The 13,587-nt window shown below is 70.3% G+C and carries 10 protein-coding genes and 1 pseudogene; 1 reads left to right on the top strand and 10 read right to left on the bottom strand.

Features of this window, described 5'->3' with window-relative positions; translation table 11 throughout:
• Positions 1-1,363: 1,363 nt before the first annotated feature.
• The 3 genes from OHS81_RS05345 to OHS81_RS05335 form a co-directional block, all read right to left on the bottom strand.
• Positions 1,364-3,445: an alkaline phosphatase family protein gene (locus OHS81_RS05345; RefSeq protein ID WP_328382918.1), complete on the bottom strand. Its 2,082-nt coding sequence runs from the start codon at positions 3,443-3,445 to the stop codon at positions 1,364-1,366.
• 362 nt (positions 3,446-3,807) lie between these two features.
• A complete protein-coding gene (locus OHS81_RS05340; protein WP_328382916.1) occupies positions 3,808-4,116 on the bottom strand; it encodes an alpha/beta fold hydrolase in 309 nt (102 codons plus the stop codon).
• A gap of 140 nt (positions 4,117-4,256) precedes the next feature.
• Complete coding sequence (locus OHS81_RS05335) at positions 4,257-5,168, bottom strand: MFS transporter (RefSeq protein ID WP_328382914.1); 912 nt, start codon at positions 5,166-5,168, stop codon at positions 4,257-4,259.
• A gap of 44 nt (positions 5,169-5,212) precedes the next feature.
• Here OHS81_RS05335 and OHS81_RS05330 point away from each other — a divergent pair.
• Positions 5,213-5,344: pseudogene (locus OHS81_RS05330) on the top strand (short-chain dehydrogenase); the annotation flags it as partial.
• A gap of 31 nt (positions 5,345-5,375) precedes the next feature.
• Here OHS81_RS05330 and OHS81_RS05325 read toward each other — a convergent pair.
• The 7 genes from OHS81_RS05325 to OHS81_RS05295 all read right to left on the bottom strand — a co-directional run bounded on the left by OHS81_RS05325 (position 5,376) and on the right by OHS81_RS05295 (position 13,493).
• Positions 5,376-5,681, bottom strand: coding sequence for a hypothetical protein (locus OHS81_RS05325; protein WP_328382912.1), 306 nt, complete (start codon positions 5,679-5,681; stop codon positions 5,376-5,378).
• Between the two features lie 298 nt (positions 5,682-5,979).
• The gene (gene rocD, locus OHS81_RS05320; protein WP_328382910.1) at positions 5,980-7,227 is read right to left on the bottom strand and encodes an ornithine--oxo-acid transaminase; all 1,248 of its coding nucleotides are present in this window, start codon (positions 7,225-7,227) and stop codon (positions 5,980-5,982) included.
• Positions 7,228-7,320: 93 nt separating this feature from the next.
• Complete coding sequence (locus OHS81_RS05315; protein WP_328382908.1) at positions 7,321-8,478, bottom strand: M20 metallopeptidase family protein; 1,158 nt, start codon at positions 8,476-8,478, stop codon at positions 7,321-7,323.
• Positions 8,475-9,623: an amidohydrolase family protein gene (locus OHS81_RS05310; RefSeq protein ID WP_328382906.1), complete on the bottom strand. Its 1,149-nt coding sequence runs from the start codon at positions 9,621-9,623 to the stop codon at positions 8,475-8,477. The genes OHS81_RS05315 and OHS81_RS05310 overlap by 4 nt, the downstream gene beginning before the upstream one ends.
• Positions 9,613-10,920: a glutamine synthetase family protein gene (locus tag OHS81_RS05305; protein WP_328382904.1), complete on the bottom strand. Its 1,308-nt coding sequence runs from the start codon at positions 10,918-10,920 to the stop codon at positions 9,613-9,615. Before OHS81_RS05305 ends, OHS81_RS05310 begins: the two co-directional genes overlap by 11 nt.
• The gene (locus tag OHS81_RS05300) at positions 10,917-12,395 is read right to left on the bottom strand and encodes an APC family permease (RefSeq protein WP_328382902.1); all 1,479 of its coding nucleotides are present in this window, start codon (positions 12,393-12,395) and stop codon (positions 10,917-10,919) included. Before OHS81_RS05300 ends, OHS81_RS05305 begins: the two co-directional genes overlap by 4 nt.
• A 132-nt stretch (positions 12,396-12,527) precedes the next feature.
• Positions 12,528-13,493: a MurR/RpiR family transcriptional regulator gene (locus tag OHS81_RS05295; RefSeq protein ID WP_328382900.1), complete on the bottom strand. Its 966-nt coding sequence runs from the start codon at positions 13,491-13,493 to the stop codon at positions 12,528-12,530.
• Positions 13,494-13,587: the final 94 nt, after the last annotated feature.

Raw genomic sequence — 13,587 nt, 5'->3', positions numbered from 1 at the left:
CGCATCGAGGGCACTGGCCCAAGACGACGAAGGTTCCCGGCGGCATGCGGCGGACCCTGGCACCTGGCCTCCTTCGGGGTTCTGTGCAACCGAGACGTCACGGGGCGTCAGATGTCATGGCAGAGAGGGGAGCAGGCCGTTTCGACGCAGCTTATTTGGGTCTTGTCGCAGCCGATATCGGTTTTAGGGAGGCACCCCCCGCAGGTGCTCTCACACGTGGGCAAACTGCATCCGGTTTCGTAGCACGTGTCACATGTCATGGACGCACAGGTGCAGGTGTAAAAGCCCTGTGTATGACACTGCCCCCGAAGGTCGGTGTCGCACTCGTAGCACGAGTACGCCGTCCCGCCAGTATCTCCGGATCCAGCAATTCTCGGAGGACCGCGTCGAAGATCAAGATCGAATTCGTCCGGCGGGCGTGCCTTCATGGTATGCGTGTAGTCGACATCGGCACCCTTCTTCAGCGTGATCTGAGTAGCTGGGGTCCCAAGAAACGGTGCCCTGTCCGAGGGAATCTGCAAGCTGTGCAGGACATCCTCGACAGAGAATTCGACGAAATAGTCGAGTTTCCCCGTGAAGTAAAGGCGTCTCCGGCCTGCCCGGTCACTGTCCCCGAGAAGCCCGTTCAGGGTCACACCGGCAGCCGGCGGCCGTGAGGGCTCGGGGCGTACTCTCTCGACGAGAGGGTCCTGCGGGCCTTCAACATCCCTGGAACCACTCTTGTCCGCGGGGTCGACCATGACGTGCTCCCCATATGAGCCGGATGGCCCGACGCCGACGGCCAGGGCTTCCGTACGTGCTTCCATTCTTTCTCTGCCGGGGCAGGGCTGCCAGTCGGCGGCCGTCGTCGGCATGGCGATCGGGAAGTGCTTGCGGCGATCTGGCCACCTACCGGAGGTCACAGGCGTGGCGTCGATCGATGGTGGGAACCAGGCCACGATTGCTGCCGGCGCCACTACTGATGCGGCGTCAAGGCGGGCCCTCGCTCCAGGCTTTGGATGTGCTCGCTCCGGTCGAGCCGGGCTGACCTGCACCATGATCGGGTGGACGTATGGGCCGAGGCCTATGAGGACCTTCTGTCCATGACCGAGACCCTGGTGACCATCATCGACGACTTCCCCGAACAGGCGTGGCACTCGCCGGAATGACAGGCAGCGTGCACAGGTCATCAGCCCGGAGACGACGAGTGGTGGCGGCTGATCACCTGATAAGGACCGGGGCGCGGTGACGCCCAGGAGGTGAACGGTGCAGGTGCGGATCTCCCTTGCGGCTCCTGCCCAGGGCGAAGGTCGTTGCGCAGCACGGTGAGCACCGTGGCGACGGTGGCCAGGACGGCCGCCGTCACCACGGATGTTCTGGCCGATCAGTCCTTTCCGCCAGTGGTGATCCGGCCGGCGTAGCGCTGCGTCCATGTCGTGTCGGTGCCGACGGTGACGACCACGTCGTAGTAACCCTCCTGGGTCGGCCACATGACGACCTTCGTCTCACCGTGAGCCACCGTGACCTTCTGGGTACGGCCGAGGTAGTCGTGAGCGGTGAGCGTGTAGTCCACCGGCTTGGTGCCGTCGTTGTGCAACGTGAGCTTCGCCTGGGCCTCGTGCTTGGTGCCCTCGCCCTTCAGCAGGTCGACCTCCACGCGCGGGAGGCCACCTTCCCTCTTTCCCGCGGGCGCGACCTGGCCGGCGAAGGAGCGCACGAAGCCGTCGTTGGAGTAGATCGAGAACGCGTACCTGCCGTCGGTGGCCTTGGCGTCCCAGGTGTACTCGCGCGGTGTGCGCGCGGTGACGGTGAACGGCGTGCTGGAGAATGCCTGGTACTTGTCGGGGAAGACCTGGAAGCTCAAGGCCTTGTCCTTCGGGCCGCCGGTCAGGGTCATCCTGGCGGTGACCGTCCCCGACGCGCGGTCCTCCGAGATCGTCGCGTGCGGATGGAAGCTCAGCGGGCGTGGCTTCATGTGGTCGGCGGCGATCGACACCGGCTGCTCGGCGCGCGGGTCCGGGAAGGTGGCCGGTCCCGGTTGCGGGTGGGCGAAGTCGAGCGCGCTGGTCAGGTCGCCCGCGATCGAGCGCCGCCAGTCGCTGATGTTGGGGCAGCGGAACGGCTTGCCGAGGTGGGTCGCCCAGGTCTCGAGGAACGTGATCGTCGAGGTGTGGTCGAAGACTTCCGAGGCGACGTACCCGCCGCGGGTCCACGGTGAGACCAGCAGCATCGGCACCCGCGGACCGAAGCCGAGCGGGTAGTCGCCGGCGTACTCGCGCGCCGTGCCCGGCTCGGGCCACGGCGGCAGCACGTGATCGAACTTCCCGTCGTTCTCGTCGTAGTTGAGGATGAAGAGGGTGTGGTTCCAGATATCGGGGTTGCTCTGCAGGATGTCGAGCACCTTCTTGACGTAGCGCTCGCCGTGCAGGGTGTCCGCGCTCGGGTGTTCGGACCAGCCGTACGGCGCCACGATCCAGGAGACTGCCGGCAGCGGGTGTTCCGCGCCCGGCCGGCAGGCGTCATGGAAGTTTTTGAGGACCGCGCCGAGGTTGTCGTCGGAGTCGTCGTTCGGCGAGGTCATGCCGGAGTAGTACGTGGCGTTGCCGCGCCAGATCAGCCCGGTGCCGGGCCGCAGCCTGGGGTCGTCGGTGCTCAGCCCCTCCGGGTCGAACCCCTTGAAGTACTTCAGTTCGTTGTCGCCGTAGTCGCCGACCCAGGTGCTGAGGTAACCCTGTCGCCCGTTGCCGCTGTTGTCGGAGTAGAGCCGCCAGTCGATGCCGGCCTGCTGGAGCTGTTCGGCCACCGTGATCCAGGGACGGGAGTAGTTGGATTCATCGGTGTTGCCCGTCTCGCTGTTGGCGGTACCGCTCCACAGGTACTTCCGGTTGGGGTCGGTCGGCCCGAACTCAGAGCAGAAGTTCTGGTCGGCGATGGTGTACTGCGCGGCGACCGAATGGTAGAAGCTCATGTAGGCGTCGCTGTGGTAGTTCATGCAGCTGGCGCCGTTGTGCTGCACCCACAGGTCCCACTTGCGATGGTCGGCGTCGCCCCAGGCTCCGTGGTCGTTGCCCCAGGCTCCGTCGTCGACCTGCGGGGTGACGATGTTGCCGCTGCCGTCCTTCTGCTGGAAGACGGTGGTGCCGTCCTGGAACCGCAGCGCCTGCTTGTCGTGGAAGCCGCGTATGCCGGGGAACGTGCCGAAGTAGTGGTCGAGGGACCGGTTCTCCTGCATCAGGATGACGACATGCTTCAGGTCGGACATGGTGCCCTTGAAGCCCTTTGGCACGACGTACCTGGGATGCGGAGCGGCGTACGCGCCGCCCGCCCCGGCGGTCGCGCCGAGCATCAGCGCCCCGGCGGCGACCCCTGTGCCCTGGAGGAACCTACGGCGGGTGGTGCCGGTCGTCGTCTCGGGTCTGTCGCCGAGCTCGGACTCGGACGTCGGGAAGATCGGATCGGGGGCCATGGAAGCTCCTCACACGGGCATGGGCAGTCGGGGAGAGGTGCTGCAGCCCGCTCATCGAAGCGAGTGGACACCAACTCCGTGTGAACACTGGTCGAGCGATCAGCAGGACATCGAGTGCGAGGTTGTCAACTTCTGCATGTATGTGGTGGTGTGCGTCCTTCACGACAGCCGTAAGTCGCGATCTCCATGGGGTTGTTGGGCAGGGGCAGCTGCTCGGATGAGGACAGCCGCCGCGATGCGGCTGCGTGAGGAGGCCGAGCCGCACCGAGCGGGAGGCATGGAGGCGTCGGCGGGAGTGGTGTCCCGAGCGGTACGGCCCCGTGGCTGAGCCGTGGGACCGGACCGCGGCTGATTGCCCGGGGTCAGGAGGCGGCGCGGTACGGGGCGAGGAAGGGGAGGAGGGCGTCGAGGAATGCCTGGGGTGCTTCTTCGGGGACGAAGTGGCCGCAGTGGGGGATGACGACGCCGGTGACGTTCTCGGCCAGGGAGCGGACCTCGGTTTCCATGTTCTCGCCGCCCAGAGCGTCCCCGGCCACGGACAGGACCGGGATCGTGATCTTGTTCTGCATGCGCTGGGCGCTCTGGGCCATCGTCTCGTCGATCGCGCGGTAGTACTCGAAGCCGGCCCGCCGGGCCCCGGGTGACGGTGTGGAGACGTACCCCGTCGACATCGACGTACCGGCTGGAGAAGGCGTCGGTGAACCCGGCGGGCAGTCCGGGGACTCCGGTGACGGTGCCGAATCCGGTCAGCGAATGGGTGCTTCGGGCTGTGGTGGTCATGGTGATCAGGTGTCTCCTTCGGGGGATGGGTTCAGCAGGCTGATGTGGTGGTGTGACGGACCGTGCGGGATCCGGGCGGGAATGCGTGCCGGCGGGCGGCGGTGACGATGACCAGGGCGAGGGCTGCCAGCGTCAGCAGCACCCAGGGAAACGCTCCGGCGCCCGCGCTGGTCATGAGTGCTCCGCCGAGGGCGGCGCCGCCGAAGATGGCGAGGTTCCATACGACGGTGACCATGGCCTGGGCCGTATCGGTGTCGGCGGCATCGGCGGAGGCGGTCTGCAACTGCGTCGCGGCGCCGCCGAAGGCCAGCCCCCACAGGACGGTCGTCGCGTAGAAGACGGTAGGGCTGTCGCCGGCGAGCCCGAGGGCCAGGGCGGCGATGGCGAACCCCGCGAGACTGGTCAGGACCTGGCTGCGCAGCGCGCGGCCGACGAGTATTCCGGTGGCGTAGATGCCGGCAAGGGATGCCAGGCCGAAGACCAGCAGGACCGTGTCGACGCGACCGGGGACGCCGGTGTGCGCGAGGAAGGGAGCCGCGTAGGTGTAGAGGATGTTGTGGGCGAGCATCCAGGTGAAGACGACCGCGAGGACCGGTCGCAGGCCGGGGATGCCGAGTACGCGCAGCAGGGTCTTGCGGCTCTCGGGCTGCCGGCCTGGCACGTTGGGGACGGCGGTGACCACCCAGACCACGAGGACTGCGGCGAGGACGGACAGGCCGGTGAAGGTCCAGCGCCACCCGGCCCATGTCCCGGCCAGGCTTCCCAGCGGAGTGCCGACGGAGAGTGCCACCGGGGTACCGGCCAGCGCCACGGCCAGTGCCTTGCCCGCCAGGTGCGGCGGTGTGATCTTGCGGGCGTACCCGGCGATCATTCCCCGGAGCAGACCCGAGAAGGCCCCGGCAACCACCCGCGCGGCCAGAGCTGTCAGGTAGCTGCCTGCCATGGCGGTCATGGTGTTGGCGAAGGGCCTCGGTTTGCCCCGCCATCCGGTTCACCGCCGTCGACCCCGGCTGCACCGCCACCGACCTCAATGGCCGGCAGGGCACCCGAACCGTCGAGGAGGGCGCGGAGATCATCGTCCGCATGGCCTCGATCGGCGCCGACGGTCCCACCGGCGGCTCCGTGGCCTGGCTCCGGGTGCCGTCGTCAGCTACAGCGGCGGGTGGTCCGGCACGGGGGAGACAGCGACCGCGTCGTCAAGGATCTGCTCACGCGCAGCGGCGGTCATCGTGTGGATGGCAGCGGCCAGAGGGAGAAGCTCACCGGCAAGAACCGGAGTCCTGAGCAGGTCGCCTGATGCGTCGAGCGTGGCGATGGCCTTCCTGATGAGACGCATCGCTTCGGGAGTCCTGGGGGGCGCGTCAGCCTTCAGGAGGTTCAGCATCATCTCCAAAGCCTCGGCCAGCTCGCGGACCGCGTGCCGCAACTCGTCGGTGTCGGGGAGTTCATCGTTCATGGCACAACGATCCCGCGCAGACCGTGGATAAGCCAGCGCCCGGACTTTCCCAGGGGCGCCGGCGGCCCGGATATGACTGTGTGCGAGGCGTGGGTCTTGCCGGTGGGCCGGCGGCTCGTGCACGACGCCCCCCCCGCGAGCGCGGGCTGACCACGCCCGACCCGGCGGTGAGGGAGGTCAAGGCCGAGGAGATCGTACGGCCGGGCGCCGCGTCTTTGCCGGCATCCACTCAAGCCTTCGGGGACACCGGCAGCCCCTCCGCGACGGCGGACACCGCCCGCCCCCTGTCCACCGGACCTCAGGTGCCGGCCTGTGCCAAGACGTCTCCCAACTGATCGCACATCCAGTCCAGTTGGCCGGGCTCGATGACGAGTGGCGGGGCGAGGCGGACGGTGGAGCCGTGGGTGTCCTTGGCGAGCACGCCGTGGTCCAGGAGGCGCAGGCAGGCCTGGCGGCCGGTGGTGAGTGCGGGGTCGAGGTCGATGCCGGCCCACAGGCCGCGGGACCTGACCGCGACCACGCCGCGGCCGGTCAGATCCTCCAGCCGGTCGCGCAGCCGCTCGCCCAATGCGGCGGCCCGGGCCTGGTATTCACCGCTGCGCAGCAGCTCCACCACGGCATGGCCGACGGCGGCGGCGAGCGGGTTGCCGCCGAAGGTGGAGCCGTGGCTGCCGGGGCGGATGACGTCGAGGACGTCATGGCGGGAGACCACGGCGGACACCGGGACGATGCCTCCGCCGAGGGCCTTGCCGAGGATGTAGACGTCGGGGGTGACGTCCTCGGCGTCGCAGGCGAAGGTGGTGCCGGTACGGCCGAGTCCGGACTGGATCTCGTCCGCGAGGAACAACACGTTCTTGCGGCTGCACACCTCGCGCACCGCCTGGAGATAGCCCGGCGGGGGGAGGATCACGCCGGCCTCGCCCTGGACGGGTTCGAGGAGCACGGCCACGGTGTTCTCGTCGACGGCCGCTTCCAGCGCCGCGCTGTCACCGTAGGGGACGCTGCGGAAGCCGGGGGTGAAGGGGCCGAAGCCGTCGCGGGCGACGGGGTCGGTGGAGAAGCTGACGATCGTGGTGGTGCGCCCGTGGAAGTTGCCGTCGGCGACGATGATCGTGGCGCGGTCCGGGGCCACGCCCTTGCGGTCGGCGCCCCATTTGCGGGCGACCTTGATCGCGGTCTCGACGGCCTCGGCACCGGTGTTCATCGGCAGCACGAGATCCATGCCGGCCAGGTCGGCGAGGTCCCGGCAGAACGGACCGAGGCGGTCGTTGTGGAAGGCCCGGCTGGTCAGGGTGAGGCGGGCCAGTTGCTCCTGGGCCGCGGCCGTCAGCCGGGGGTGGGCGTGGCCGAAGTTGAGGGCGGAGTATCCGGCCAGGCAGTCCAGGTAGCGGCGGCCTTCGACGTCGGTGACCCAGGCGCCCTGGCCGGAGGCCAGCACCACGGGCAGGGGGGCGTAGTTGCGGGCGGTGGCCGTCTCGGCCAGCGACACATGGTGTTGGGTCGTGGAGCCCGGGTGGGGCATGGAGTGCGTTTCGGTGGTGGTCATGAGGTGGTCCTTGGGTGCGGAGGTGCGGAGGTGCGGAGGTGCGGAGGTGCGGAGGAGAGGAGGTGCGCGAAGGGCGCGCAGGCGGCGGGGAGTTCAGGCGAGCGGTTCCGCGGCAGCCAGGTAGCCGGCGAGCATGGCGTGGGCGACGTCGCGGATCCGCTCGTCGGGGGGCAGGAACGTGGGCGAGTGCAGTTGTTCGGTGCCGCCGTGGGTGCCGACGAACAGCATCAGGGACGGCAGATGCGCGCAGAAGAAGGAGAAGTCGTCGGAGCCGGCGGAGCGCAGATCGTCACCGGCGCTCAGGCCGAGCGCGCCGAGCAGCGGTCTCGTGGCGGCGGTCAGCGCCGGGTCGTTGTCGAGCACGGGCTCGCCGCGGACGATGTCCGTCTGCGCCGTGCAGCCATGGGTCCGTGCCACCAGTCCGGCGACCTCCGTCAGCCGGGTGTGCAGCATCTCGCGGTCGTCGTTGCCCAGCGCGCGCAGGGTGCCGCGGGCTTCGGCGGTGCCGGGGATGATGTTGGCGGCGGTACCGGCCGCGAGGGTGCCGACCGTGAGCACTACGTGCGACATGGGGTCGGTACCGCGGCTGACCAGGCTCTGCAGGGCGACGACGACATGGGCCAGGGCGACGACGGGGTCGCGGGTGAGGTGCGGGTAGGCGGCGTGGCCGCTGCGGCCCCGCACGGTGATCGTGAACTCGTCGGCCGAGGCGTTGACGCCGCCGGGGGTGCAGGCGACGGTGCCGGCCGGCAGCAGAGGCTGCACATGCGCGCCGATCACCGCCCGGCACTGTTCCCGGCCGAGGATGCCGTCCTCGACGATGTCCCGGGCGCCGGAAGGGTAGGTCTCCTCCCTCGGTTGCAGGACGGCCAGCAGGGGGGCCGGGCCGCCGGCGCGGTCGACGGCCCGGGCCAGGGCGGTGAGCGCGGCCAGATGGACGTCGTGGCCGCAGGCGTGCATGAGGCCGGGGTGTGCGGACGCCCATGCCGCGCCGCTCGTCTCCTGTACCGCGAGGGCGTCGAGTTCGGCGCGGACGGCGACGGCGGGGCCCGGTCCGCCGATCCGGAGCACGGCACCGGTGCCGGCCACCTTGGTGGCGGAGCCTTCGGGCAGTGCGTCGAGCACCAGGTCGCGGGTGGGGGCTTCGGCGCCGGACAGGCAGGGGCGGGCGTGGATGCGGTGGCGCAGTGCCGCGGCGGCCGGCAGTTCTGCGTCGAGCGCGGCGGCCAGTGCAGCCAGGTGGCCGGTCATGTCCGGGCCTCCAGACGGTAGATGCGGCGGGCGTTGTCGTGGCCGATCATGCGCACCACCTTGAGGGCTTCCTCGACGTCCCACTCCCCGCTCTCGGTCCACGCGGCGAGGGTCCTGGCCATGCCGCGACGCCACAGCAGGGCACCGAGGTGATGCAGTTCCGGCGGCCCCCAGGCGTCGGAGGAGAAAAGGATCTTGGCGAAGGGGGCGAGTTCCAGTGATTCGGCAATGACGGCGTCGGAGCGTACGCCGGTGTAGTTGATGCCGAGGCCGACGTCGAAGTACACGTGCGGGAACACCTGGGCGAGGTAGCCCGCGTTGCGCTGGAAGGGGTAGCAGTGCAACAGCAGCAGGTCGGTGCCGTACGGTTCCACGTTCTTGATGAACCGGGTGAGCAACAGCGGGTCGCAGCGGTGGAGTTCGACGTCCGGGTCGCCGTAGCCGGCGTGCAGCTGGATCGGCAGACCGCGGTCGACACCGCACCACAGGGCGAAGCGCAGCAGTACCGGGTGGCTCACGCGGAGGGTGCCGGTGGCTTCGTACCCGGCGAGCCAGGCGCCCGCGGCGGCGGTCACCTCGTGGTCGTCGGGGCGGGTGGGGTCGAAGTCGAAGCCGTGGCGGTAGGCGATGATGCTCTTGAGGCCGACCGCGGTGACCGTGCGCGCGGCCAGGGCCGCCCGGAACCGGTCGGGGAGTCCGGCGGCGGTGACCCCGGCGCGCACCACGTCCTCCAGCACGGTTTCCAGGCGCACCACCTCGTCGACAGGGCGCCTTGAGGCGGCCGCCATGCCCTGCGGGCCGAGGATGTCCTCCCCCTTGTAGCCGGTCTCCAGCAAGTAGTGGCCGATGCCCGAGGCCTCCAGCAGTCTGCGGTTGACCTCGTCGGTGCCGAGTGCGGAGCGCCTGGTCAGGTACGCCTCGGGGCCGGCGTGCGGTTCGAGGCCGAGGACCGGGGCGCACCAGCGGCGGACCGCGAAGCCGATCTGCGAGTCGAACTGGGTCATCCACGACGGGATCGGGCGGTCGGACTCGGTGAGCATCTGCTCCAGGGCACCGCGGTCGGCGTCGTGGCGGAGGGCGCCGTGGACGTGGTGGTCCACCAGGGGGAGCCGGGTGATCTCCGCGAGGAGTCGTTCAGTAGACATTGCGGACCTTCCGCATGCGTGCGGCGTCGTCCAGACCGCCCAGCTGGGCGAGTTCGGAGCGCTTGACCGAGAGGTGCGTCGCCAGCAGGTGTGGGGCGAACCAGGACCGGACGACGTGGTCCTTCTCCAGGGCCTCCAGGGCCTCGTCGAGGGTGGCGGGCAGGGGCGGCGCCGACGCGAGCTGGGACCGGTCGGTGTCCTCGGGCCACACGGTGGGCTCGTCGTAGTCCCCGGTGAGACCGGCCAGGCCGGCCCGGACGAGGACGGCCAGGGCGAGCCAGGGGTTGGCCGTGGCGTCGGCGGCCCGGTATTCGAGGTTGAACTGGGCGGCGGGGCCGGATCCGGCGAGCTCGGTGGTGGGGCAGATGCGCAGCAGCGCCTCGCGGTTGCGCTCGGCCAGGAACGCCCCGGCGGTGCTCCAGCGGTCCGGGGTCAGGCGCAGGAAGGACACCGGGCTCGGCGCGGTCAGGGCCGTGAGCGCCGGGGCATGGGCCAGGACGCCGGCGCTGAAACGGGCGCCGAGGGCGGAGAGCCGGCCGGGGCGCTCCGGGTCGTACAGCGCGGGGCGGCCGTCGGCGTCGCGCAGACTCAGATGGACGTGGACGCCGTTGCCCACACCGTCGGCGTCCAGGAGCGGGGCGAAGGTGACGGGCAGGCCACGGCGGCGGGCCAGGTCGCGGACGAGTTCCCTGAGGAGGACGGCCCGGTCGGCCGCGACCGCGGCAGCGGCCGGGCGCAGGGTGACCTCGAACTGCCCGTCCCCGTACTCCGGAATCCATGTCTCCGGTTCGAGGCCGGCGTGCTCCAGCAGCCGTACCAGATCGGATCCGAAGGGTTCGGCCTCCCGGAAGCGCCGGAGCGAGAACGGAGCGCTCGCGGGCAGGCCTTCCAGCACGAACTCGTGCTCGAAGGCGGCAATGACCTCCAGGCCGGTGCGTTCGCGCAGCTCCGCGAGGGCGTCCCGCAGGAAGGTGCGCGGGCAGCAGGCCCAGGGCTGTCCGTCCGGCAGCGTCTGGTCGGCGAGGTAGAGCAGCATCCCCGGAGCGGTGCCGTCCGCCGGGATGCCGACCGCGGTGCCGGCGTCGGGGATCAGCCGCAGGTCGCCCCGGGAGCCGAAGACGTGGTCGGGGGCGATCGGGCCGAACGAGGAGATCGCGAGGTTCGCGGGAACCCAGCCGGTGCCGCTGCGCAGGACCGCATCGTGTTCCGAAGGCGGTACGGCACGTCCCCGTACCTGACCGGCCAGATCGCAGGTGGCGACGAAGACGGTCGCGTAGTCGTCGGCGCGGGGAGTCATGAGATCACCTTCATGCTGTCGGCGGCCGGAGGCTCCGGGCGCTGCTCCTGGTGGGGGCCCTGGCCCCCGTTCAGTTCACTGGTGAGACGGGCGCCGATGCGCCCGGCGAGGGAGGGGGCGAACAGGACCACGGCGAGTCCTGTCGCACACCAGGCGGCGGCGATCCAGGGGAAGTAGGTGTAGGGCGCGCCCTGGCCGGTGGACTGCCGGTAGAAGACGAAGCAGAGGTAGCCCAGACCGGCGAGCGGGATGACCAGTTCGCGGCGGGGGATGGCGCCGCGGCGCGAGAGGGTGAAGACGATCACGCCGGCACCGGCCACCGCGTAGACGACCAGGACGCACAGCACGCCGATGGTCGCGTACCAGTAGTAGGTGTCGAAGGCGGTGGTGCCCAGGCCGTACATGACGGCCGTGAACGCGACGGCCAGGGCCCCGCACAGCCACAGAGCCCTGGTGGGGGCGCCGGTGACCGGCTCGGTGCGGGCGAGCCCGGCCGGACCGAAGCCGTCCCGGGCCAGTGCCGAGACCATACGGGCCGCGGCGGCGGACGAGGACAGTGCGGCGGCGAAGGCGGAGGCGACCGCGGTGAAGGCGATGACGAGCGAGAACCAGGTGCCGAGGTAGTGGCCGGAGAGCGTGACAAGTGCCGATTCCGCCCCGGCGAACTCCTTCACCCCCTTGCCGTCGGTGCCGAACCCTATGGTCTGGACGAACATCATCAGGAGGTACAGAACGCCGGTGAGCAGCACGCTTCCCGCCAGGGCGCGCGGGATGTTGCGCCGGGGGTCGTCGGTCTCCTCGCCCAGTGACGCACACGCCTCGAAGCCCGCCCAGGACAGGAAGGCGAAGACGGTCGCCGTCATGACGGCGCCGAAGGAGGCTCCGCCGGGGGTGAAGACCGACAGGTCGAAGGACTGGTGGCGAGGCGCCGAACCGGTGCCGGTACGCCCGATGACGACAAGGGCGAGGACCAGCATGGCCGCGATGCCGATGCCTTCGGTGATCAGCAGGGTGCGGGCGGTGAGGCGGGTGTCACGTGAGTTGAGCAGGGTGACGCCCAGGGCGGCAACCACCGCGACCGCCGCCCACGGGCCGGTGGAGGTCATGCCCAGCGCATGCAGGAAGGCATGGGCGAAGACCCCGGTCGCGGCGAGCGTGCACACCAGGAAGGCGAGGTAGGTGCCGAGCAGGGCGAACCCGCCGAAGAAGCCGGCGCGGGGCCCGATGGTGGCTCCGGCCAGGGCGTAGACGGAGCCGGCGTGGTGGAAGTGCTGGGTCAGCCGCCAGAAGCCGTAGCCCACGAGGCCGACACCGAGCAGGCCGAGCAGGAAGACCAGGGGGACGGCCTTGCCCACGGTGGCCGCGACGCCGGCCCCGTTGAGGCCCATCGCCAGTGTCGGCCCCATGAGACCGACGGAGAGGGCCAGGGCTTCCCAGAGCCGCAGTTTGCGTGAGGGATGAGGGTGATCGGGCACAACACACTCCCGAGCAGGAGGGGGGCCGCAGGGGCGCGGCCCGAGACACCCTCATGAAATATTCGTTACAAGTGGAGCGTCAAGAGGTGCGTTGAAATGAATTTTTCAGGAGGGTCAGGCTCGGGCTCAGGATCAGGCTCCGGCCTCTCCGCTCCACTCCTCCTCCGCGGCCCGCATCCGCTCGTCGGCCGCCGCTCCCAGGCGCGCATGCACCGCGGCAACCAGGGCGTCGACGAGTGCCAGGGGGGCGGCGATGCTGTCGAACGGACTCGGCGCCTCGACGCGCGCCGGGAGTACCGCATCGGCGAACTCGGCCACCGGTGAAAGCCACGGGTCGGTGAACAGCACGACCTTGGCCCCGCGTTCGTGCGCGTGCCGGGCGAGTCGTACGGTGTCGTCCTGGTAGCGGCGGAAGTCGAAGACCACGCACACATCCCGTCGGCTCAGGTCGAGGCGGAACCCCGCATCGCGCCCCGGCGCCGCGGTGTGCAGGAGGGTCCCCGGGCGCAGCAGCCGCAGATGCAGGTCGAGGTATTCGGCCAGGAGCTGCGAAAAGCGCCCGCCGAAGCAGGCGATCCGCTTGGCGGGGTCACAGATCAAACCGACCGCCTGGTCGAACTCCTGCTCGGGGAGTGCGGTGAAGGTCTGGCTCAGCGTCGCGCTGCTCACCTGCTGCGCGGTCTCGACCAGTTCGGAGGTGGGGGAGTCCGCGCCGATCACCGGCGCCAGGGTCAGCGGCGACGCGTGCCGCGCCTGTACCTCCTCGCGCAGCGACTGCTGGAAGTGCCGGTAGCCGTCGAAGCCGAGCCGGGCGACGAACCGCACCACGGTGGGCGCACTGACACCGGCCTGGGAGGCGAGCCCCGAGGCGGACTCCAGCCCGGCCGCCGGGTAGTTGGCCGTCAGTGTCCGGGCGATCTTCCGCTCGGCGGGAGACAGGCCGCCCTCGACCCGCCGCACCCGCTCGGCCACGGTCGCCCCCGAGCCGGTGTCCGCCCCAGGGCCGGTGTCCGCCCCCGGGCCGGCGTCCCGCTCCGACGGCTCCGGGGCCGTGCCGACCTCCGTATGGTTGCTGTGCTCTGCGGCCCGACCAGCCATGCGCGTCCCCTCTCCGGCCTGCGTGACGCGACGATCGTGACACAGCCGGGAAACCGGGCGCCGCGGTGGACCATGGGGGATCCGGGGCCCGCCT

Source organism: Streptomyces sp. NBC_00400 (genome assembly GCF_036048035.1).
In the GTDB taxonomy this organism is placed as follows: Bacteria; Actinomycetota; Actinomycetes; order Streptomycetales; family Streptomycetaceae; genus Streptomyces.
This window is presented reverse-complemented; position numbering and strand designations above follow the sequence as displayed.